This is a genomic window from Christiangramia forsetii KT0803 (genome assembly GCF_000060345.1).
Classification (GTDB): Bacteria; Bacteroidota; Bacteroidia; order Flavobacteriales; family Flavobacteriaceae; genus Christiangramia; species Christiangramia forsetii.
Genome location: NC_008571.1, coordinates 1,462,228 through 1,482,728 on the forward strand (window position 1 = coordinate 1,462,228; position 20,501 = coordinate 1,482,728).

A 20,501-nucleotide genomic window follows, 5' to 3' on the forward strand; every position below is an offset into this window, starting at 1 on the left:
TAATTCAGTTGGATTTCAACTAATTAAACTTAATCTTCTCCAAGGGACCAGCTAAGCTCTATATCGGAGTTTTTTGGAGACACCCTTATGTAACCCTGCATCTCCTGGTGTAAAGCTGAACAGAAATCTGTACAGTAGAATGGCCATACCCCGACTTTTTTAGGTTCCCAGGTAAGTGTTTTGGTTTGCCCGGGCATAATTAGTAACTCGGCGTTATTCGCGCCAATCATAGCGAAACCGTGCGGTACATCAAAATCCTGCTCGTGGTTAGTAATATGGAAATACACTTTATCCCCCACTTTTATTCCTTCAATATTATCTGGTGTAAAGTGACTGCGAATCATGGTCATGTAAATATGCACCTCATTACCTTTACGCTCAACGCGAGCATCTGCAGGAGAAAGGGCAGCATATTCGTGCTTGTTTTCGGCCAGTTTATAGATCTTTTGAGAATTATCTTTAATTAATTCTGCAGGAATCCCGGCAGCATAGTGAGGCTCACCATGGGTAGGAAAATCTAACAGCAATTCCATTTTTTCTCCTGAAATATCAAATAACTGAGCAGAATGTTCCAGTTCTGGACCTGTTGGCAGGTAACGATCTTTGGTAATCTTGTTCATAGATACGGCATATTTTCCGAATGGTTCCCTAGAGTTTCCACCCGGAATCATTACGTGACCTACCGAGTAATAATTTGGTTTGCGGTCTATTACCTCACGGGTTTCCAGATTCCATTTTACGAGTTCTGAAGAAATAAAGAAGGTGGTATATCCATTACCCTTACCATCAAATTCCGTATGAAGTGGTCCTAAACCGGCTTGTTTCACGGTTCCTGCTAATACATCTTCAAAATTAAGAATGGGAATACCGTACGCATCGCTATCAAATTTTTCATTTTCTATGGCATCTATCATTTTAGTAAAGGAATGCACTGTCAAATCTGCAGAAAGTTTACCATTTCCAATAATATATTCGCCCGATGGATCTACATCAACACCGTGTGGGGACTTTGGAGTAGGCAATAGGAAAACAGCTCCAGGAACTTCCAATGGATCTACAACTAACACTTCCTTTTTCATGGTAGAAGTGGCGGTATGAGTATGATCATCATACACATTATGAGCATAATTAGCCGGCATGGTTTTACCGCCTCCATTGTTCACATATTCTTCAATTTTTTTCCAGTTTACCGCAGCGATAAAATCTTTATCATTTTGAGAAGCATTAACTTCTAAAAGTGTATTTGCTTCTTCGGTATTATAAGTGGTAAAGAAGAACCAACCATGTGATTTTCCACGACCAGGGTGAGAAAGATCATAATCGAATCCCGGCATAATTAACTGAAATTTGATATTCATCCGGCCGGTTTCTGGCGCAACGCTTATAAAAGAGAGAGAACCTTTAAAATTTCCCTTATATTCATTGATGGGCATATCCCTTTGAGGAATTGGTACAGAGAACCGGGTTCCTGCAACTACATATTCGGTATTTTCGGTTACGAAAGATGAACTGTGGTTTCCCGCCGAGTTTGGTACTTCAATAATTTCGGTAGTTTCAAATGTCTTTAAATCGATTTTAGCAATTCGAGGCGTATTATTTCCATTTATAAAAATCCATCTACCGTCCAGTTTTCCATTAGTTTGTGAAATATCGGGGTGGTGGGAATCATCCCAGGGTATAAATCCGTGAGAAGTATTTAGCATCGGTTTTGTTTCTTCAGAATAACCATATCCGCTGGTAGGAAATTGTGAGAAAACCGGGATCTCTTTAAACATTCTTCCCGAAGGTAGGCCGTATACTGTAAGGTTTCCACTATATCCACCCGAAATAAATGCGTAGAAATCATCATGCTCTCCGGGAGCCACATACACCTTTTCTGCCGCGTTTGATGCCAATGCACCACGATCTCCTTCTTTGTTTTGCTCGCTGTTATTACAACTAAATATACCAGTTGCCAGCAGGAGTGATGCGATTATTTTTATAGATTTTTTCATGATTAATAAAGTTTAATTAGTTTGATTTTCAGGAAGAATTACTTGATCTACTACATGAACAATTCCGTTACCAGCTGGAATGCTTGCAATAATTTTTGCACCACCAACATACACATCATCACCTTTTACTTCTACCGTTATACTTTCATCACTTGCCTGTCCCAGCTTTTTAAACTTTTTCAGAAATTCTTTATCATAATTTCCGGGGGTTACGTGATGCTTCAGTATAAATGCCAGTTTTTCTTTATTTTCAGGTTTTAGCAATTCTTCCACGGTTCCATCGGGAAGTTTTTCAAAAGCTGCATTGGTAGGTGCAAAAACCATCAACGGACCTGCGTTTACTAGAACATTTTCCAGTTCAGCTGCTTGCACTGCTGCCACTAGAGTAGTATGATTTTCACTATTTATAGCAATGTCTAGAACGGTAGGTTCAGATTCATCATCTTTAATAAATGCCTGGCCCTGTCTTTCTGAAGAATTTATAGTAGACTCTTCAGAATTTGAAAGGTCGGTCTCGATATTGGCCTTCTGATTTTCTCCGCAGCCGGAAATAATTAGTCCGGCGAAAAGGAGAAATAAAGTTTGAAGTATAGCTTTCATATCTATTGGTTTTGGTTGAGCTATGAATTGATTATTTCAAGGTCCTGAAATATTCCAGGATCTGACGGGCTTCCTCCTCGGTTAATCCCTGATTAGCCATAGGACTACCATTATGATCTATGAGTAGTTGCTTAGCAATAGGATCTTTAATTACCATTTCATTTGGATTGAGTATCATGTTCATCACCCATTCCGGAGATCTTCTTTCTAAAACACCAATTGGTGCAGGACCAATAAATTTCTTGGTAGGTTTGTGACAGGCAAGACATTTGGAATCAAAAATTACTTTTCCCTTAGCCGCCATAGCCTGATCTATTTCATCTGGTAATTCAAGATTTTTTACAGGCCCAATTCCTTTGTTATCCATATCTATCATGTTAACTTCAGAAGAGGCCGGTTTTGCTTTTTGGACTTCTTTTTTCTCGTAATTTCCTAGCTGGATTTCTTCTTTGTCTTTTTTATCCTCTTTCCCACCACAACTTATAAGTAGTGCGAATCCAAATAAAAAGAGGCTTTTTATTACATTTTTCATATTGATAGAGATTAATTATAAGTCAAAATTAGAGGTAAAGCACCTCAAAAAATATGACCAAAATCATATTAAGGATAAAATTGTCTTTTTTTAATATGTTTCTCTTTTTGATTTATTCTTTGAAAATGGAATTTGATGATGAGCATCATGTTTTAGGCCTATGCTAACCATTAATTTTGGCCTTTAATATCTAATAAAATGGAAGGGAATTTAATTTCTAAATACAATGTAGCAGGACCGCGCTATACCAGTTATCCAACAGTACCTTATTGGGATGAAACCAGTTTTAACGATAAGGAGTGGAAGAGGAGCCTGCAGAAAAGTTTCCAGGAAAGCAATCATTCTGAAGGTATTAGTATTTATATACACTTACCATTTTGCGAAAGTTTATGCACTTTTTGCGGTTGCAATAAGCGGATCACCAAAAATCATTCGGTAGAAGTTCCCTATCTGGAATCTGTTTTAAAAGAATGGGGAATGTATTGCAATCTTTTTGATGAAATACCAATTATAAAAGAGCTTCATCTTGGCGGAGGAACGCCCACTTTTTTTTCCGCAGAAAATCTGAAATTATTGCTAAGCGGTATTTTTAAGAAATCCCTTAAAGCGGAAGATGCCGAATTGAGTTTTGAAGGCCATCCCAATAATACCAGTTTTGAACATCTAAGCCTTTTTTCCTCTTTTGGTTTTACCCGGGTAAGCTATGGTGTACAGGATTACAATGAGCAGGTTCAGAAAGCGATACACCGAGTCCAGCCTTTTGAGAATGTAAAAAGAGTTACTGAAGAAGCGCGTACCAATGGTTTCACTTCGGTTGGACATGACATTATATTCGGTTTACCGTTTCAAACCAAAGAGCATATTATACATACTATTGAGCGTACCAAAGAATTAATGCCAGATCGAATCGCATTTTACAGTTACGCCCATGTACCCTGGATTAAAGGAAATGGTCAAAGAGGTTTTAAAGATGAAGATCTTCCCAGCGCCGATGGCAAACGGGAACAATATGAAACAGGAAAAAAAATGCTACTGGAGGCCGGTTATGTAGAAATTGGAATGGATCATTTTGCGTTACCTTCAGACAGCCTTTTTGAAGCCTTAGAAAATAAAAGAATTCATAGGAATTTTATGGGTTATACTGCTTCTAAAACAAAAACTATGATTGGGTTGGGAGTTTCAGCCATTAGTGATAGCTGGTATGGTTTTGCCCAAAATGTGAAAAATGTTGAAGAATATCAAAACCTGGTAGAAAATAATATTTTACCAATTTATCGAGGTCATATTTTGAATGAGGAAGATCTTATCATTAGGAAACACATTCTTAACCTGATGTGCAAATTGCAAACTTCGTGGTATACCGGCAATCAATTTTTTAAGGCATTACCACAAACACTTTTCAGTTTAAAGGAAATGCAAAAGGACGGACTCCTTGAAATTGACACCAATTTCCTGAAAGTAACCGAAAAAGGGAGACCCTTTGTTCGCAATGTATGTATGGCCTTTGATATGCGCCTACAAAGACAAAAACCAGAAAACCAATTATTTTCCATGACCATTTAATTTAGATAAAAATAAATAAATTGAGGTTTTAAATAAAAACTACAATGCAACTAAACCACTATATAGACCATACTTTATTAGCAGCCCACGCAACTACTTTAGAAATTAAAAAGCTTTGTAGAGAAGCCATAGAACATAAATTTTATGCAGTTTGTGTTAATAGTAGTCGTGTGAAAAATGCAAAAGAAATTCTGGAAGGTTCTAAAGTTCAACTTGCGGTGACCATTGGTTTTCCTCTGGGCGCATCTTCTACAGCATCTAAAACTAAGGAAGCTGAAACCGCTATTGCTCATGGTGCAGATGAAATTGATATGGTTATGAATATTGGTTTTTTAAAAGATGGAAAATCAGATCTTGTACAAGCTGAAATTGAAAAAATAAAAATGGCCATTGGCGATAAGATTTTGAAAGTGATCATAGAGACCTGTTACCTTTCTGAAGACGAAATTAGGTTTGCCAGCAACCTGGTAATGCGAGCCGGCGCAGATTTTGTAAAAACCTCGACTGGTTTTGGAAGCAGGGGTGCCAGCCTTAAGGATGTAAAGATCATGAAAGAAATGGTTGGAGATCAGGTAAAAATCAAAGCCTCCGGTGGAATTCGGGATGCTGAAACCGCCAGAAAATATATTAAGCTGGGAGTAGCTAGAATAGGAACCTCTTCGGGAATAAAGATCGTTTCATAACTAATAAACAATGAGCATACATATTGAAGCTAAAAAAGGAGAGATAGCAGAAACCGTTTTGCTTCCCGGAGATCCGTTACGTGCTAAATGGATCGCGGAAACCTTTCTTAAAGATAGCATTTGTTATAATAATATTCGCGGAATGCTTGGTTTTACAGGTAATTACCAAGGCAGGAAGGTTTCTGTACAGGGAACGGGGATGGGCATCCCATCTACCTTGATCTATTGTAACGAACTCATAAAAGAATATGACGTTAAAAACTTAATTAGAGTAGGCAGTGCCGGGGCATTTCAACGAGACCTGAATTTAATGGATATTGTTATTGCCATGTCTGCTTCAACTAATTCGTCTATGAATAGCCAGACTTTTAATGGCGGCGACTATGCCCCAACGGCAAATTTTGATCTTTTGATGCAGGCAGTAAATTATGCCGAAAAAGAACATATACATTTTAAAGCCGGAAATGTGCTTTCTTCAGATATTTTTTATGACGATGATCCCGATTATTATAAAAAATGGGCTTCCTACGGAGTTCTTTGTGCTGAAATGGAAACGGCAGGAATATATACGCTGGCCGCAAAATTTGGAGTAAAAGCCCTGTCTATTCTTACCATTTCAGATTCACTGGTAAATGGAGAAGAAGTTTCTTCTGAAGTAAGGGAAAACAAACTGAGCCAGATGGTAAAAATCGCACTGAATATTTTCTAAACTTAGTGGTAAGTTCTCGCTGAAGATATTTGTCATCTTTGATTCTATTTCAAATTATCAATAGCTTTAAATTCGGTTTATTACTTACCAAACGAATAAAAATCCTGAGATTAAATCATCAGGATTTTTACATAAATTTTACTTACTGCTAAAAAAATTAGCAGTTTAAATCTTAAAAGTAATTACCGGAATATTGGCATGATTTGCAACATCTTCTCCTACGCTGCCATAAAAGAAATGGCTTAAACCTTGTCGACCATGTGTGGGAATAGCGATGGCATCAATTTTCAATTCATTGCAGTAATTAAAGATTCCTTTTTCTGCGGTGTAATCATCATAGAATATAATTTCATCTTTAATCTCCTTATTATCCACTCCCACATCGATTAAAAAATTATGGGCTTTTAGATTCATTTCACTGGAACTCATAAATTTTTCAGGGATATTAATGAACAGTATTTTGGGTTCCACGTTAAAAACTTTAAAGAATTTTCTTACCCTTATAAATGAATTTAGAGTGTCAGGTTCAAAATCGGTTACAAAAACTGCATTTTCAATATTAAAGTTAGAAGTTCTTTCTTTTATAACCAGTACTGGAATATCTGAAGTACGTACTACTTTTTCAGTATTAGAACCAATAAAAACTTCCTTCATGCCGGTTGATCCTTGGGAACCCATTACAATTAGATCGGCTTTATATTCTGATGCTAACTCATTAACTTCAGCAAAGACCTTATTGGTGGTGACCACTTCTTGAATATCTAATCCATTTAGATAGTCTTTATCCAGCAATTTCTGAAAACCCTTCCTGGTAAGTTTCATATAATAGATGGCATTAAATACCTCTTGTTTTTCATCTTTGGTAAGAAAAGATTCCGAGAGGCCCATCATATGGAGCACAATAATTTCAGCATTTTGTTTTTTTGCAATACTGGCAGCAACTTCCAGAGCATATTCTGAATATTCTGAAAAATCTACGGGTACGAGTATAGTTTTCATGGTTTGAAAATTTTATAATCAAATCTAATTAATTCTTCTAGTGGAAAATATGACACACGTCAACATTTTGAAGAAATTATTTCAATTTTTAGCGAATTATTAGGAGTAAATGGGGTTGAAATTCAGTAAATTATATATAAAAAAATGAGAGTTACTGGTATGTTTTTTCTGATCATTACCACCTTGATTTTGGTGCTTCTAAGCATTTTATCTATGCTGGATTTCTCATTTAGTGTCCTTTTTTATCTTATGTGTTTTGGTCAGCTCTTTCTTTTATTTACAGTCTATAAGGTACTTACCGATAAATACTCTACTAAAAAAACCTTTGATGATCTTTACGAGGATTACTCACCAACTTTAAAAGACTAATCTTATCATACCTCTGTTATTTTTAAAAAAAGATTTTACCTTTAAGGTTCATTAAAAAGAACTTAATTTGCAGGATACTTTTCTTGATAATAAAAACCTATTTAACCTTCTTTTTGAGGCAGCTTCTGAAGGTATTATCGTGGTCAATTCTAAACAAATCGTCGTCGTAGCTAATACCGCGGCAGAAGAAATGTTTGGATACAAAAAGGGGCAGATTATTAACCAACATCTGGACATCCTAATTCCTAAGAAATATCATCACCGGCACCATAATCATTTTAATAAATTCCTTGATAATAGTGAAAAGCGTCAGATGGGGCATGGCAGGGATCTGTATGGAGCAAAAAAAGACGGTACATTATTTCCTGTAGAAGCCGGTCTAAATCCATTTAAGATGAACGGCGAAGATTATGTAATGTCGCTTGTGATAGATATTAGCGTTAGAAAAGAGACACAAAGGCAAATAAAGGAACTAAACAGTGAACTTGAAGAAAAGATAAAAATAAGAACCCTGGAATTACGCGAAAGTGTAGATGATTTAAAGGACTTAAATCTGGATCTCGAAGAGGAAATAAATCGGCGAAAAGAAGCTGAAAAAAAGATCAAGGATGCGCTTCAAAAAGAGAAAGAACTGAGTGATCTAAAAACAAAATTCCTTTCTCTGGTATCTCATGAATTTAAAACCCCATTAAGCGGAATTCTTACTTCGGCAACCCTGGCAGAAAAATATATAAAGGAAGAACAGCAGGAGAAAAGGGAAAAGCACTTATTAACGATTAGAAATAAGGTGCATTATCTAAATAATATCCTTAATGATTTTCTATCAATAGAGCGATTGGATAGTGGCCGGGGACAATATAAATTTTCAAAATTCGGTTTAAAGCGACTGATTAACGAGGTGATATATAATGCGAATATTACCTTAAAAGACGGGCAGGAAATCAATTATCCCAAAGACATAGAAGATGTAGAGCTCTATATGGACGAAAAGATATTAGAATTGATCCTTTCTAACCTGCTGGGCAATGCCATAAAATATTCTCCGGAGAACACGCTCATTAAATTTATGGTAGAATTTGAAAGAGAGTCAATTATTTTTAAAATTGAAGATCAGGGACGGGGAATTCCGGAGAAAGATCAGAAGCATATTTTTGAAAGGTATTTTAGAGCTGAGAATGCGTTGCTGGATCAAGGAACCGGTATTGGGTTGAATATTGCCAAAACACATCTTGAGAATCTGGGAGGTACCATTGAATTTAAGAGTGTAGAAAACAAAGGAACCACATTTAAGGTGAAGATTCCTATGAATAATTCATATACAGAAAACTAAGTTTAGAGAAACAATATGAAAAAATTATTGCTAATTGAAGATGATGTGACTGTAAGAGAGAATACGGCAGAACTTCTCGAACTCTCTAATTATGATGTAATTACAGCGAGTAACGGGATGCTAGGTATCGAAAAAGCGGAACAAAACCTTCCCGATATTATCGTGTGTGATATCATGATGCCGGAAATTGACGGATATGGAGTGCTGGAGGCACTGGGCAAAAATCCTAATACGCTCAATATTCCATTTATTTTCCTTTCAGCAAAGACAGAGCATAAAGATATTAGAAAAGGAATGGATCTTGGGGCTGATGATTACTTGACCAAACCTTTTGAAGAAGAAGAGTTAGTAAGTGCTATTGAAAGTAGGCTGGCCAAAGTGGCAATTCTCAATGCCAATAGAAATGGAAATCCTGTTGCAAGAAATGATGAAAAACTTAAAACGCTGGACGATTTAAGAACAATTTTTCAACAACAGGATTTACAGTTTATTAAAAAAGGAGAAAGCGTTTACGAAAAAGATAAGCATGCCAATTTCTTTTACCTGCTGAAAAGGGGCGTAGTTAAGGTTCATCGTATAGACAACCAGGGAAAAGAACTGATCACTGAACTTTATAAGGAAGATGATTTTTTTGGGAATCACGCAGATGATCCTCAATCATCTTATGAAGACTATGCAACGGCTATGGAAGACACGCAGTTGTACGCTCTTTCCAGAGAAGAGTTTCATAAAATACTTTCTGAAAATCCAAAAATTTCCATGCAGCTTGTGGAGGTACTAAGTAATAACCTTTCTGAATTGAAGCAGCAATTAATGGATATGGCTTACGGATCTGTTAGAAAGAAAACAGCCAAAACCATTATGATGTTTGCAGAAAGAATTAAAAAACATCCACTAAAAAGTATTCGCATATCCAGGGCAGATCTTGCCGGAGTAGCCGGTATGGCACCAGAAAGCTTGATTAGAACGCTTTCAGAATTCAAAAAAGAAGGGCTTATAGAGATCGAAGGACGTAACATCAAATTGCTTAATTCTGAAGCTTTAAAAATGGTCAAATAAGAAGGTCTTTTATTTAATGAATAATAACTGATTTTCATCATTTTTTTGGTTGAGGACTTCACTTAATTTCGCTGTATTAAGTGATAATCCATGAATGTTTTAATTCTTACCGATTTTTCAGATACCTCCGATAATGCGGGTAGATACGCCGTAGATTTTCTCCAGAAGACTGCAGCAAATTTCTATTTACTGAATATCCATAATTTCAATTTTGATAGATCTGCTCATAAACTTTTGGATAAAGAGTTAGTTGGTACTTTACATAACCTGGAATTGGGAGTGAAAATTCTGGAATATTATACGAAGAACAAGCAACATAAATTTAATACCATACTTTCTTCTGAAAATCTTATCAGTGCAGTTAGAAAGGCAATGCTGGAAAAGAAAATCGACCTTATTTTTATAGGAGCCGTGAGCCAGGAAGAACATGCCCATCCCATTCTGGGAGATCATGCCTATGATGTGGTACGCAAGATCAAGTGCAATATTATAGCAGTTCCTGCAGGATGTAACTTTGAAAATCCCAGAAAAGCAGTTTTTCCGGTAGACCGTACTATTTTGTCTACTCTTGAACAACAAAAGATTTTTGATAATCTTGCCTATCTGAATACTTCAGAATTTACCTTGTTAGAAATAAAAGATGTAGATAAGGAATATTCAGAAAATACTAAAGATAGCATTCCTTTTAAAGCACCTGTTTTTTTTACCAGGAACCTGTTTAAGAATATTCAGAAAGAATTTGATATCATTTTTATTTTCGGGAAGAATCTAAATATATGCGACAGGCTCTTGCATACCGAGTATGGATTTACAGCAAATATGGATATTGAAATTCCCATATTTGTGTACCATGGATAACTTTTTCTCGTAATATTAAATAGTTTATTCTGAACTGATAGTTTTAGCATTACAATTAATAACGTCACCCTGAATCGTTTTCAGAGTCTTTTTATTAGGCTAAGTATTTTTCGGCAGTAAATAAAATTTAAGTAATATATAACGTAAAATAGATGCTGAAAGAACTTCAGCATGATGTATTTTCTAAGTAGTAATTTTTAAAAACTTTCTCTATTCTATGTTACGAAGATGGATGGTAGCAGTAATTATAATTTAGCCTGGCGTCCCTGGTAGATTCTTAGGAAAAGATGTGTAGACATTTTGCGGGCATTATTCTTCAATCGCTGAGCCATTTCTCCTTCAAATAGCTCGTCTATAGTTTGAAACCAAAGGTTGAGCCAGATCCCAAAATGATATTCTGTGATACTATTGTTATGTTCCATGTCTACTTTTACGTGTGCCATGGCAGGATTTCCTCGGAAACTGCCAGTAAAGAACAGGTTACTTTCCCAAAAATCGGTAAGCTTTTCCAAATGCTCATCCCAATCTTCAATAGTATTGTTGAAAAAGTAACCTATTTCTTCATTCTTTCTAACCTTGCTGTAAAAAGTTACAACCAGTTTATTAATATCGGCACGTTCTTTTAAATCTTCTTTCATAGACTAGAGTATATTGATAAGAATAAAAGTAGTGCTTACCAAAAGACTTATAATTAAAGAATTGAATACAAATTTAGATTTTAGCTGCGCAAGCACAGATGCATTAAACCACATACAAACTACAACGATAAGTCCAAGTTGAATCATGTCTACTAATCCATGTCCATTCATTAGTACAAGCATGGCTGCGATAGACCCCAAACAGCTGGAAACTATGATACCTGTAGTTGCTCCGGCATAAAAATCTCTAGTGAATTCTGAAAGTTGTTTTTGATAAAAAGTCATGATTTCTAATTTTTTATTTCTACTGTAAAATTATACAAGGTGGTAGTTTTAAAATATGACGGGAGTCAGGAAATGGGAAATATCCTAAAATATGGAAATTCAACTTATGGAATGAAGTAATAGATGTAACTGCAAGCACAACGCAATGAAGCGAAGCAATTTCTATGACGAAATCACCTCGCTTCATTTCACTTGCTAAAAGAATTAGCTAAAATTATGCGTTCAATCTCTCGAATGCCTGTTTTGAAAGTTCTTCCCTGTGATCTGGATGTGAAATAGAAATAAGTGCTTTGGCACGTTGTTTCAGATTTTTACCGAATAAGTCTACCACTCCGTATTCCGTAGCAATATAATGCACGTGTGCGCGCGTTGTAGTTACTCCGGCTCCTTCCTTCAGGTACGGAACAATTTTAGAAACTCCATTTTTTGTAACGGAAGGCATGGCGATAATAGCTTTTCCTCCTTCAGAAAGTGCCGCACCTCTTATAAAATCCATTTGTCCACCAACCCCGGAATATTGAATTTTACCAATGGTATCTGCACAAACCTGTCCGGTAAGATCTATTTCAATAGCCGAGTTAATGGCAGTTACCTTGGGATTTCTTCGAATAATGGCTGTATCGTTGGTATAAGCAGCTTCCTTAAAATGTACTAAGGGATTATCATCTACAAAATCATAAAGCTTTGGAGAACCTACGGCAAAGCAGGTAACCAGCTTTCCGGTTTTGACCTGTTTTTCCTCTCCGGTAATCACTCCTTTTTCGATCAATGGCAGGATTCCGTCTGAAAACATTTCCGTATGAATTCCCAAACGTTTATGATTCGTGAGATTATTCAGTACTACATTCGGGATTCCACCAATGCCCATTTGTAAAGTAGCTCCATCTTCAACAAGTTCGGCTACATGTTTTCCTATCTGTTTTTCGATTTCGGTAGGTTCAGATAAATGGGCAGAATGAATTGGCTGATCTATTTCTATTGCGGCGTCTATCTGGCTAATATGGATAATTCCATCACCATGGGTTCTGGGAACGTTTGGATTAATTTGCGCAATTACTTTTTTCGCGTTCTGTATGGCCGGTAGCGTAATGTCTACTGAAACGCCTAAAGAACAATATCCGTGCTTGTCTGGCGGAGAGACCTGAATAAAGGCAAAATCCAGAGGTAAAATATTTCTTCGGAAGAGTAAATGTATATCACTTAAGAAAATAGGAATATAGGCACCATAATCTGAATTCACGGCTTTTCTCACATTTCCGCCTACAAAACAGCTGTTCGTTTTGAAGGAATCTTGATAAGGAGGTTCAGTATAGAGCGCTTTCCCTTCAGTATGAATTTGTATGATCTCTACATTTTTTAGATCGCTATATCTTTGGCACAAAGCATCTACTAATACATTTGGGGTCATAGCGGCTCCCTGTACAAACACACGCTGATTAGATTTTATTTCCTTTACTGCGTCCTGAACACTGACGATATTTAGACTTTTCATGGTGATTTTAGCTTTTTTATAATTTAATAGATTTGCGGCACTTATATCAATTTTTCACTACTAGATTGAATTGTACTTCTATCATTTCATCAACTTCTATAAGACCTAAGGCTTTTTTTGGGGGCTCTAATTGAAAGTCTGTGATATTTATTTTTAAAGTTCCCTGGAACCTGTTCTTATCAAGATGGACAGGTAGTTCATAATGTCTTTTATGTCCTGCAATTTCCAGGCTTATCATCGCTTTTGCATACTCTTCGGAAATTAATTCAGCATTATTCAAGAAAATTACGATCTCAGGAAATTCTTCTGAAACTAACAGATCCTGAAAATCTGAATTCATTCGTTTATTTCCGCAGTCGAAAGCGTCAATTTCCAGATGAAGTTCAAAATCTTTGAAATATAACGTGTTATCTTTTTCTGAAATTTGAACAGTTCGTTCACCGCTGATTTTGTTAATATCAAATTCACAGTTGAATTTGTTAACGTTTGTGCTACCAGCGATTACTAATTCACTGCTTTTTAGAATTTTGATAATTTCATTTTTAAAATCTTGCTGAGCAGTAAGAAGCACTGAAAAAAGCAAAAATCCTGCACAAATTAAAAAACGTTTCATGATTAAGAAATTTGAGATTATAAGAAAGAATTTTGAGCAGAGCTACTTAAAATGGGTGATCAAGCAACTCCACTCAAAAATCAGCATTCAAAATTTAGAAACTTATCACGGCTTCAAACACAATTCCATCAGCATCACCATCGTTATGAACATCGGTAAGCGGATAATCAGAATAACTCTGATTCATATATTCAATCTTTGCCAGGATATTTTTGGTCATAAACCAGCCAGCGCCAATATTAAATCTATCCACACTTACCTCTTCACCAGTGGCCAGCTCTCCATCTACGTAGTTATAACGTCCTCCTACATATAGTTTTTCATCTGTTCCAAACCTGTAGATAAGTTCCCCTGCGTACTGGTTCCAATCCCTTGTATCACTTTCTGCTGCTGCTTTCCCAGAAGCTCTTTCGTAGATTCCGAAGAATTCAAGTCCGCCATATTTCACGAAAGGGTTTACCATAATAGAAGTTAATTCGTTTCTAAGATTCGGGTTTACCCTTGCAGATCTAAAACCATCACCTCCGCCGTCTATATCAGTAAATAAATTGTAATAACGGGATCCTGCACGGTCACCACTATATAAATAAGCGCTGGCAGTCTGGTTAGTATGATACACAGAACCTGTTAATCTGAATCTTAGATCCTCATTTAGATAATCATCGTATCCAACTTTTGCGAGTAGGGAAGGGCTGGTGTTTTTAGGATTGGTAACAGACTGATTCAATTTACCATTCGTTGCACCTACCATAGCCAGGAATCCTTTATTGAAATAATAAACTTCAGCTCCAACTTCTGTGGTAAAACTGTCCATTAAATAGTTACCGACAAATGGATTATAGAGAGCCATTGCGTTATCAGATCTTCTAAAGTGGGCATCACCATAGTTATTCTCCATGTGGCCTATTTTGATTCTCATATGTTTCATAAGATCTTCAGCAAAACCTTCACTAATAAAGTCTAATTTGTCTATTTGAAGATAACCTCCTTTTACGTAAGTTTCGGTATGGTGTTGAGAAGATAAATATGTTCTAAGGTGTAACTGAACACCATCATATAACATCACCTGGAAATCTAAATTCGCGGTAGCAAGATTAAAATTACCGCCAATGTCCTGTAAAACTGGAGTTGATTCATTTCCTGAATTTTCATGGTCTATATCCTGAAACTGCAGCGCGAATGCACCACCAACTCTTACATTTATACCACCAAAATTGGTAAGGCTGTCTTTTTCAGGTTCAAATTCATTAATTCCAGTTTGATCAGGATTTCTAAAGTTATCAAAGTCACGATCAAATAAGGATCTTTTGAAAAAGCTATCTTCCTGGGCTTGCATCTGGAGGCCAAAAACGGCTACGAGCAGCAATACGAAATATTTGATTGAATTTTTCATGGTTTCTAAATTTTATGGTTGCTTCTATTTATTAAATTGAGTTTCGAATTTTACGGTTACTTTTTCACCCGTCTTTATAGTTCCGAACATTGCTGTAGGGGCTTCTATTCCATATTCTGTCATGTTGAATTGATAATCGCCTGTAAGAATAATATGATTGGATTCTGATTTTAGGTTAAAATTGAGTTTGATATCCTTCTTTGTCCCTGCTATTTCCAGACTTCCAATAGTTGTCACTTTATAAGCCTTTGTAGAAACTTCTTCGATACTTTCAACTTTTTTGAGTTTATAAGTGATCTCTTTATATTTATCTGTATTTAAAGCTTTATAAGTGTTTTTATCCATTCCACTTTTTCCACTCACTAAACTTTCGACTATCACGGTAAATTCTAATTTATCTATCTCATCTAACTTACCTTCATCAAATTCAGCAGTTAGGTTACCACTGGTATTTTTAGCTTCGATTGTCCAGTCGTGAATATTAGAAGTACCATCTATAAGGAGACTGGAAGCTTCGTTGTTCAGTTTGTAGGATTGAGCATTTACTCCAAAGCTTAGAAGTAGAACTGCTATAAACATCCCGAGAGTTTTGTAAGGTTTCATATCGATTACATTTTTAAATCGGTACAAAGATGCAGTAGGAATGGGAGGTAAATTATGATGAAAATCAGGTTTTGGAATATTTGAATATATTGTTAAGTGCCGAAAACGTTATGTTTAGAAAAAAAGCATTCCCTGACGCTCGTCATATTTTTACGGCATTTATTTTTCAAAATTTGTATCTAATATTTTTTGCTGTTTTAAAGATTGAGCATGATATACTATTTGTTGCAGCTCTTTTTCAAAACTGCATATTTTGGATACTATAGATGATAAAGAATCATAGCTTGAAATATTTATGTTTTTGACTTTATTGATTCAATATCCAGTAGATCTTACTAAAAATTTATTCTTATGAAAAATATTCTTGTTTGTACCGATTTTTCGAAAGATGCCTATTGCGCACTTCACTATGTTACCAACTTGTTTCAAAATAAATCCTGTAAATTTTCTATTCTTCATTCTTATCATGAGGATTTTGAAATATATCCTTATCCTGCAGTGCAAGAAGGTGGGTACATTGACAAATTGAATGCAAAACAAAATTCCCTCTTGAAAGGAGAGGAACTCTTGCATACAATTAAACGGGATAATAATTCCCTGGCACATACCTATGAATTTATAAATACAGATTTAAGTCTAACAAACGCTATTTTAAATAGAACTTCTGAAAAGTCTGTAGATCTTGTAGTCCTGGGGAACCATGGTTTAGATGGGATAAAGCAATATCTATTTGGAAGTAATAGCTTAAATGTATTAAAAGAGGTGCATAGTGTTCCAGTTTTAATGGTGCCGCAACAAGTTGATTTTAAATCACCAAAGAAAATTGCATTCGCAACAGACTATAAGGCAAAGTTCCATAAACCGGAATTTGAAATATTAAAAACCTGTGTGAAGAATTTTGGTGCTGAGGTACATTTTATATGTGTTGGTAAGGAAGAGGAAATGACCAAACAACAGTGGGAAAATTTTAACCTGCTTAAATCCTTTTTTCAGGAAGAGGATCGTAACTTTAAATGGCTTCAGATTGAAGAGGAAAATTCTAAGGCAATTGCGATGCATGTTAAAGAAGAAAAAATGGATCTCCTTGTTATGATAAAATATAAGCATGAAAGTTTTAAATTTTTCAGGGAACCAGTGATCATGCAACTAGATCGTCATTTGCGTTTTCCTTTTCTTATCATCCCGTCTATAGACATAAAACCATAAAATAATGAGATTTAGCTTTTACTTAGCCTTACTAGGATTATGTTTTCTCTTTTTTTCCTGTTCTGGAGTAAAAGTGACTAACCAGCAAAAAATCAATACTGGTTTTAAACCACAAAAAATTTTGGTGGTAGGGGCCAGCCTCGATAATGAAATACGAAAATATTTCGAAGAGAAACTAAGCGAGGCACTTGAAGAAAAAGGATTTTCAGCGCTTAGCAGTTACAGGTTCTTTGATAAAGAGTTTGTCATGGGGCAGCGCACAGATAAAAAGGAAAAAGAGTTTATGCAATGGATGCAGACACATGGCTTTGATGCAGTTATATTATCTGAAATTACTGGATCTTCTACTAAATTAACCTGGTTGCGATCTATGGAAATAATGAGCGATAATATTGCGGGGATTAATGATCCTAATTCAGATAATAAATTGTTTGAAGGAGATACTTCGCCTCCCGATATAGTTATTTATAATATAAGAACATCCCTTTACTGTATTTGTCCCAATAAGGATGATAAATTAATCTGGCAAATGGATGCGGAAATGAGAAAGCCTAAGAAAATAACTAAGGGGATTAATAAGTATATAGAAAAGCAGCTATCAAACTTTGAATAGCATTAAATCCTAATAATGTATTTCGGAAAAGATTTCAATCAAATTAGACTTGGTAACGATGCACATTTATTTTTAGGTATTTTATATAGATAGGTTATATTCTTTCCGTTTTTTCTCAAATTATTATATTTCATAATACTCTAGATCATTATAATAAAAAAAATGATGGTCGTTAGAAAAATTGTATATGATCCAGATATTGTAATAAAGTATTCTCTGACCACGGTCATATTTTCAAAGCATCCATTTTATCAGTTTTGTAGCTTTAAATTCTATTTCAAAATATGGAATCATGCTTTCATTGCGGGGACGATTGTCTGGAGGAAATTATTGCCTTTGATGATAAGTCCTTTTGTTGTTCAGGTTGTAAGACTGTTTTTGAAATTTTAAATACCAACGATCTTTCTTATTATTATGAGTTGGAAAAGGCACCTGGTATTTCCCCGAAAATAAGGGAAGGAAAGTATGATTATTTGGAAAACTCTGAGATCATTGAAAGACTACTTGAGTTTGATCATGATAATACCCAAATAGTTTCCTTTAGCATTCCTTCTATACACTGTAGTTCCTGTATCTGGATTCTTGAAAATCTGAATAAACTGCATAAAGGAATTAAAAGCTCCCAGGTAGATTTTCCTAAAAAAACGATTAGATTAAGCTTTTCTTCGGAAGAAATGAGCCTGAAGAATCTGGTGCTTTTACTGGTTCGTATAGGTTATGAGCCAAATATTTCCCTGGATAATTATGACGCGAATGAATCAAGTGTAGATAGAAGTTTGATCTATAAACTTGGAGTGGCAGGCTTCGCTTTTGGAAATATTATGTTTCTTTCATTTCCTGAATATTTTGAGATCAATGAATTCTGGCTGGAACAGTTCAAACATCTATTTCGATGGTTGATGTTTATTTTTTCGTTACCGGTAGTATTTTACTCAGGGAGAGATTATTTTATCTCGGCTTTTAAAGGATTAAGATCTGGTATTCTAAATATTGATGTACCAATAGCCCTGGGGATAAGTGTGCTTTTTATTAGAAGTACTGTAGAGATACCTCTGGACCTGGGAACAGGATTCTTTGACAGTCTTAGCGGACTTGTATTTTTCCTTTTGCTTGGTAAATTTTTTCAGCAAAAAACCTATTCTTTTCTCTCTTTTGAAAGAGATTATAAATCATACTTCCCCATCGCCATTACCCGTGTTATTTCTAAAGAGGGTAAGCAGCTAGAAGAACAAATCCAGGTATATAAGATTGAAAAAGGGGACAGGATCATTATTCGAAATGAAGAGCTTATCCCAATGGACGCTATTCTTATAAAAGGCGATGCTAAAATTGACTATAGTTTTGTGACAGGTGAAGCAGAGCCGGTTTCTAAAATTAGCGGAGATAAACTTTACGCTGGCGGGAGACAGCAGGGAGGGATCATAGAACTGGAAGCACTGAGACCTGTAAAGCAAAGTTACCTTACAGAGCTTTGGAGTGATGAGGTGTTTAGTAAAGACAAAAATTCTGTTTTTCAGAATTTAACCAACCAGATTAGTAAGCGGTTTACCTATGCTGTTTTGTGCATAGCAATACTTTCTACAACATTTTGGATGTTCTATGACCCGTCAAAAGCATGGAATGTATTTACGGCAGTGCTCATCATCGCTTGTCCCTGTGCTATTGCCCTGGCTGCGCCTTTTACCCTTGGAAACATGTTAAGGATCTTCGGAAAGAATCATTTATACCTGAAAGATGCCAATATTATTGAAAAAACCGCTGAAATAGATACCGTGGTTTTTGATAAGACCGGAACTATTACTACGAATGATCGAAGCCGTATTGAATATGAAGGCTTAGAGCTAACCAGTGAAGAAAAGCAATTGCTTGGAGGAAGTCTTCGAGCTTCTAATCACCCTTTAAGTCGGTCATTATATAATATTCTGGATAAGCATAATATTTCAACACCAGAGAGTTTTACTGAGCATACCGGGCAGGGACTGGAAACTACTTATAAGAATCTTCATCTCAAAGTTGGATCTCCAGCATTTGTGGATCAAGCGGCAAGACATTTTACGGAACTTCAGCAGAAAAAGAAAGTTGAGAGAACTTCAGTTTATATCAGCACTAATAATCAATACAAAGGCTGTTTTACTTTTCATAATTCTTACAGGAATGGACTTTCAGATATATTTAAAGAACTTTCAGTAAACCGAAAAATTATAATTCTTTCAGGAGATAATGATGGGGAGCGCGCAAGATTACAGGAAATAGTACCGCAGGGAACTAACATGTTTTTCAATCAAAAACCTGGAGATAAACTCCAGTATATAAAAGACCTTCAGTCACAAGGCCGAAAGGTAATGATGGTAGGAGATGGATTAAACGATGCAGGTGCATTAGCTCAGAGTGATGTGGGAATCGTAATATCTGAAGATATCAATGTTTTTTCACCCGCTTGTGATGGAATTTTAGATGCGAAGCGATTTAAGGATTTGGGTAGCTTCTTTGATCTATCTGGCAAGGCTATCAAAGTGATACAGCTAAGTTTTTTATTGTCTCTCTTTTATAATTTAATAGGACTTGGTTTTGCGGTTACCGGAAATCTTATGCCTGTGGTTGCAGCGATACTAATGCCTTTGAGTTCTATTAGTATTGTGGTATTCACTACATTGGTAACACAAATAATCACAAAAGATCTAAAAATTAAGAGAAGAACCTAAACCTGACAATGGTCATTTTTTAAGCTACACCCTCATAATACTTTTACACCATATTTAAAAATAATGAGCATTATCTACATGTTACTGGCTATTAGTGTGGTTGTAGCCATCATATTTTTTGTCGCATTTATAATTTCTGTAAAAAAAGGGCAGTATGATGATGTATACACGCCATCTGTGAGAATGTTGTTTGATGATGAACTGGTAAAACCCGATTCGAAAGAAAATCAACCCGTTAAAAAAGTGAAATCAAATTAATT

At 35.7% G+C, this 20,501-nt stretch carries 21 protein-coding genes; 11 read left to right on the forward strand and 10 right to left on the reverse strand.

What is annotated here, in order from left to right:
- Positions 1–29: 29 nt before the first annotated feature.
- The 3 genes from nosZ to GFO_RS06595 are packed head-to-tail and all read right to left on the reverse strand — an operon-like array spanning position 30 to position 3,126.
- A complete protein-coding gene (gene nosZ, locus GFO_RS06585) occupies positions 30–1,994 on the reverse strand; it encodes a Sec-dependent nitrous-oxide reductase (protein WP_011709298.1) in 1,965 nt (654 codons plus the stop codon).
- Positions 1,995–2,006: 12 nt separating this feature from the next.
- Positions 2,007–2,594, reverse strand: a complete 588-nt coding sequence (locus GFO_RS06590) for a fasciclin domain-containing protein (protein ID WP_011709299.1) — start codon at positions 2,592–2,594, stop codon at positions 2,007–2,009.
- A 31-nt stretch (positions 2,595–2,625) separates the two neighbouring features.
- Positions 2,626–3,126 carry a c-type cytochrome gene (locus tag GFO_RS06595; protein WP_011709300.1) on the reverse strand — a complete coding sequence of 167 codons (501 nt, stop codon included), beginning with the start codon at positions 3,124–3,126 and terminating at the stop codon, positions 2,626–2,628.
- Between the two features lie 198 nt (positions 3,127–3,324).
- Between GFO_RS06595 and hemN the strand changes: the two genes are divergently transcribed.
- The 3 genes from hemN to deoD are packed head-to-tail and all read left to right on the forward strand — an operon-like array spanning position 3,325 to position 6,081.
- The gene (gene hemN / locus GFO_RS06600; protein ID WP_011709301.1) at positions 3,325–4,689 is read left to right on the forward strand and encodes an oxygen-independent coproporphyrinogen III oxidase; all 1,365 of its coding nucleotides are present in this window, start codon (positions 3,325–3,327) and stop codon (positions 4,687–4,689) included.
- 44 nt (positions 4,690–4,733) lie between these two features.
- Positions 4,734–5,372 carry a deoxyribose-phosphate aldolase gene (gene deoC / locus GFO_RS06605; RefSeq protein ID WP_011709302.1) on the forward strand — a complete coding sequence of 213 codons (639 nt, stop codon included), beginning with the start codon at positions 4,734–4,736 and terminating at the stop codon, positions 5,370–5,372.
- Positions 5,373–5,382: 10 nt separating this feature from the next.
- Positions 5,383–6,081, forward strand: a complete 699-nt coding sequence (gene deoD / locus GFO_RS06610; RefSeq protein WP_011709303.1) for a purine-nucleoside phosphorylase — start codon at positions 5,383–5,385, stop codon at positions 6,079–6,081.
- Positions 6,082–6,246: 165 nt separating this feature from the next.
- Here the strand turns inward: deoD and GFO_RS06615 are convergent, their stop codons facing one another.
- Positions 6,247–7,080: a universal stress protein gene (locus GFO_RS06615; protein WP_011709304.1), complete on the reverse strand. Its 834-nt coding sequence runs from the start codon at positions 7,078–7,080 to the stop codon at positions 6,247–6,249.
- 144 nt (positions 7,081–7,224) lie between these two features.
- Here GFO_RS06615 and GFO_RS06620 point away from each other — a divergent pair, with 144 nt between their 5' ends.
- The 4 genes from GFO_RS06620 to GFO_RS06635 all read left to right on the forward strand — a co-directional run bounded on the left by GFO_RS06620 (position 7,225) and on the right by GFO_RS06635 (position 10,696).
- On the forward strand, positions 7,225–7,449 hold the full coding sequence (locus GFO_RS06620) for a hypothetical protein (protein ID WP_011709305.1): 225 nt from the start codon (positions 7,225–7,227) through the stop codon (positions 7,447–7,449).
- A 67-nt stretch (positions 7,450–7,516) separates the two neighbouring features.
- Entirely contained in the window at positions 7,517–8,779 is a 1,263-nt protein-coding gene (locus tag GFO_RS06625; protein ID WP_011709306.1) for a PAS domain-containing sensor histidine kinase, read from the forward strand.
- 15 nt (positions 8,780–8,794) lie between these two features.
- A complete protein-coding gene (locus tag GFO_RS06630; protein ID WP_011709307.1) occupies positions 8,795–9,838 on the forward strand; it encodes a response regulator in 1,044 nt (347 codons plus the stop codon).
- Positions 9,839–9,928: 90 nt separating this feature from the next.
- The gene (locus GFO_RS06635) at positions 9,929–10,696 is read left to right on the forward strand and encodes a universal stress protein (protein WP_011709308.1); all 768 of its coding nucleotides are present in this window, start codon (positions 9,929–9,931) and stop codon (positions 10,694–10,696) included.
- 245 nt (positions 10,697–10,941) lie between these two features.
- Here the strand turns inward: GFO_RS06635 and GFO_RS06640 are convergent, their stop codons facing one another.
- The 6 genes from GFO_RS06640 to GFO_RS06665 all read right to left on the reverse strand — a co-directional run bounded on the left by GFO_RS06640 (position 10,942) and on the right by GFO_RS06665 (position 15,720).
- On the reverse strand, positions 10,942–11,334 hold the full coding sequence (locus tag GFO_RS06640) for a group III truncated hemoglobin (RefSeq protein WP_011709309.1): 393 nt from the start codon (positions 11,332–11,334) through the stop codon (positions 10,942–10,944).
- 3 nt (positions 11,335–11,337) lie between these two features.
- Positions 11,338–11,619, reverse strand: coding sequence for a hypothetical protein (locus GFO_RS06645; RefSeq protein WP_011709310.1), 282 nt, complete (start codon positions 11,617–11,619; stop codon positions 11,338–11,340).
- Between the two features lie 214 nt (positions 11,620–11,833).
- Complete coding sequence (locus GFO_RS06650) at positions 11,834–13,111, reverse strand: acetyl-CoA hydrolase/transferase family protein (RefSeq protein WP_011709311.1); 1,278 nt, start codon at positions 13,109–13,111, stop codon at positions 11,834–11,836.
- A gap of 46 nt (positions 13,112–13,157) precedes the next feature.
- On the reverse strand, positions 13,158–13,724 hold the full coding sequence (locus tag GFO_RS06655; protein ID WP_011709312.1) for a YceI family protein: 567 nt from the start codon (positions 13,722–13,724) through the stop codon (positions 13,158–13,160).
- 94 nt (positions 13,725–13,818) lie between these two features.
- On the reverse strand, positions 13,819–15,117 hold the full coding sequence (locus tag GFO_RS06660; RefSeq protein ID WP_011709313.1) for a hypothetical protein: 1,299 nt from the start codon (positions 15,115–15,117) through the stop codon (positions 13,819–13,821).
- 24 nt (positions 15,118–15,141) lie between these two features.
- Positions 15,142–15,720, reverse strand: a complete 579-nt coding sequence (locus GFO_RS06665; protein ID WP_011709314.1) for a YceI family protein — start codon at positions 15,718–15,720, stop codon at positions 15,142–15,144.
- Positions 15,721–16,071: 351 nt separating this feature from the next.
- Between GFO_RS06665 and GFO_RS06675 the strand changes: the two genes are divergently transcribed.
- From GFO_RS06675 to ccoS, 4 genes are all read left to right on the forward strand, one after another.
- Positions 16,072–16,926, forward strand: coding sequence for a universal stress protein (locus GFO_RS06675; protein ID WP_011709316.1), 855 nt, complete (start codon positions 16,072–16,074; stop codon positions 16,924–16,926).
- A gap of 4 nt (positions 16,927–16,930) precedes the next feature.
- The gene (locus GFO_RS06680; RefSeq protein ID WP_011709317.1) at positions 16,931–17,539 is read left to right on the forward strand and encodes a hypothetical protein; all 609 of its coding nucleotides are present in this window, start codon (positions 16,931–16,933) and stop codon (positions 17,537–17,539) included.
- Positions 17,540–17,823: 284 nt separating this feature from the next.
- Positions 17,824–20,241 carry a heavy metal translocating P-type ATPase gene (locus GFO_RS06685; RefSeq protein WP_011709318.1) on the forward strand — a complete coding sequence of 806 codons (2,418 nt, stop codon included), beginning with the start codon at positions 17,824–17,826 and terminating at the stop codon, positions 20,239–20,241.
- A gap of 63 nt (positions 20,242–20,304) precedes the next feature.
- Positions 20,305–20,499, forward strand: coding sequence for a cbb3-type cytochrome oxidase assembly protein CcoS (gene ccoS / locus GFO_RS06690; RefSeq protein ID WP_011709319.1), 195 nt, complete (start codon positions 20,305–20,307; stop codon positions 20,497–20,499).
- Positions 20,500–20,501: the final 2 nt, after the last annotated feature.

What these genes read in the sequence shown, in the direction of transcription:
- GFO_RS06615 (WP_011709304.1), bottom strand. Translation starts at nt 7,080, where the DNA reads ATGAAAACTATACTCGTACCCGTAGATTTTTCAGAATATTCAGAATAT.
- GFO_RS06630 (WP_011709307.1), top strand. Translation starts at nt 8,795, where the DNA reads ATGAAAAAATTATTGCTAATTGAAGATGATGTGACTGTAAGAGAGAAT.
- GFO_RS06685 (WP_011709318.1), top strand. Translation starts at nt 17,824, where the DNA reads ATGGAATCATGCTTTCATTGCGGGGACGATTGTCTGGAGGAAATTATT.
- nosZ (WP_011709298.1), bottom strand. Translation starts at nt 1,994, where the DNA reads ATGAAAAAATCTATAAAAATAATCGCATCACTCCTGCTGGCAACTGGT.
- GFO_RS06640 (WP_011709309.1), bottom strand. Translation starts at nt 11,334, where the DNA reads ATGAAAGAAGATTTAAAAGAACGTGCCGATATTAATAAACTGGTTGTA.
- GFO_RS06665 (WP_011709314.1), bottom strand. Translation starts at nt 15,720, where the DNA reads ATGAAACCTTACAAAACTCTCGGGATGTTTATAGCAGTTCTACTTCTA.
- deoC (WP_011709302.1), top strand. Translation starts at nt 4,734, where the DNA reads ATGCAACTAAACCACTATATAGACCATACTTTATTAGCAGCCCACGCA.
- GFO_RS06635 (WP_011709308.1), top strand. Translation starts at nt 9,929, where the DNA reads ATGAATGTTTTAATTCTTACCGATTTTTCAGATACCTCCGATAATGCG.
- GFO_RS06595 (WP_011709300.1), bottom strand. Translation starts at nt 3,126, where the DNA reads ATGAAAAATGTAATAAAAAGCCTCTTTTTATTTGGATTCGCACTACTT.
- GFO_RS06655 (WP_011709312.1), bottom strand. Translation starts at nt 13,724, where the DNA reads ATGAAACGTTTTTTAATTTGTGCAGGATTTTTGCTTTTTTCAGTGCTT.
- GFO_RS06645 (WP_011709310.1), bottom strand. Translation starts at nt 11,619, where the DNA reads ATGACTTTTTATCAAAAACAACTTTCAGAATTCACTAGAGATTTTTAT.
- GFO_RS06620 (WP_011709305.1), top strand. Translation starts at nt 7,225, where the DNA reads ATGAGAGTTACTGGTATGTTTTTTCTGATCATTACCACCTTGATTTTG.
- ccoS (WP_011709319.1), top strand. Translation starts at nt 20,305, where the DNA reads ATGAGCATTATCTACATGTTACTGGCTATTAGTGTGGTTGTAGCCATC.
- GFO_RS06675 (WP_011709316.1), top strand. Translation starts at nt 16,072, where the DNA reads ATGAAAAATATTCTTGTTTGTACCGATTTTTCGAAAGATGCCTATTGC.
- hemN (WP_011709301.1), top strand. Translation starts at nt 3,325, where the DNA reads ATGGAAGGGAATTTAATTTCTAAATACAATGTAGCAGGACCGCGCTAT.
- GFO_RS06680 (WP_011709317.1), top strand. Translation starts at nt 16,931, where the DNA reads ATGAGATTTAGCTTTTACTTAGCCTTACTAGGATTATGTTTTCTCTTT.
- deoD (WP_011709303.1), top strand. Translation starts at nt 5,383, where the DNA reads ATGAGCATACATATTGAAGCTAAAAAAGGAGAGATAGCAGAAACCGTT.
- GFO_RS06590 (WP_011709299.1), bottom strand. Translation starts at nt 2,594, where the DNA reads ATGAAAGCTATACTTCAAACTTTATTTCTCCTTTTCGCCGGACTAATT.
- GFO_RS06660 (WP_011709313.1), bottom strand. Translation starts at nt 15,117, where the DNA reads ATGAAAAATTCAATCAAATATTTCGTATTGCTGCTCGTAGCCGTTTTT.
- GFO_RS06650 (WP_011709311.1), bottom strand. Translation starts at nt 13,111, where the DNA reads ATGAAAAGTCTAAATATCGTCAGTGTTCAGGACGCAGTAAAGGAAATA.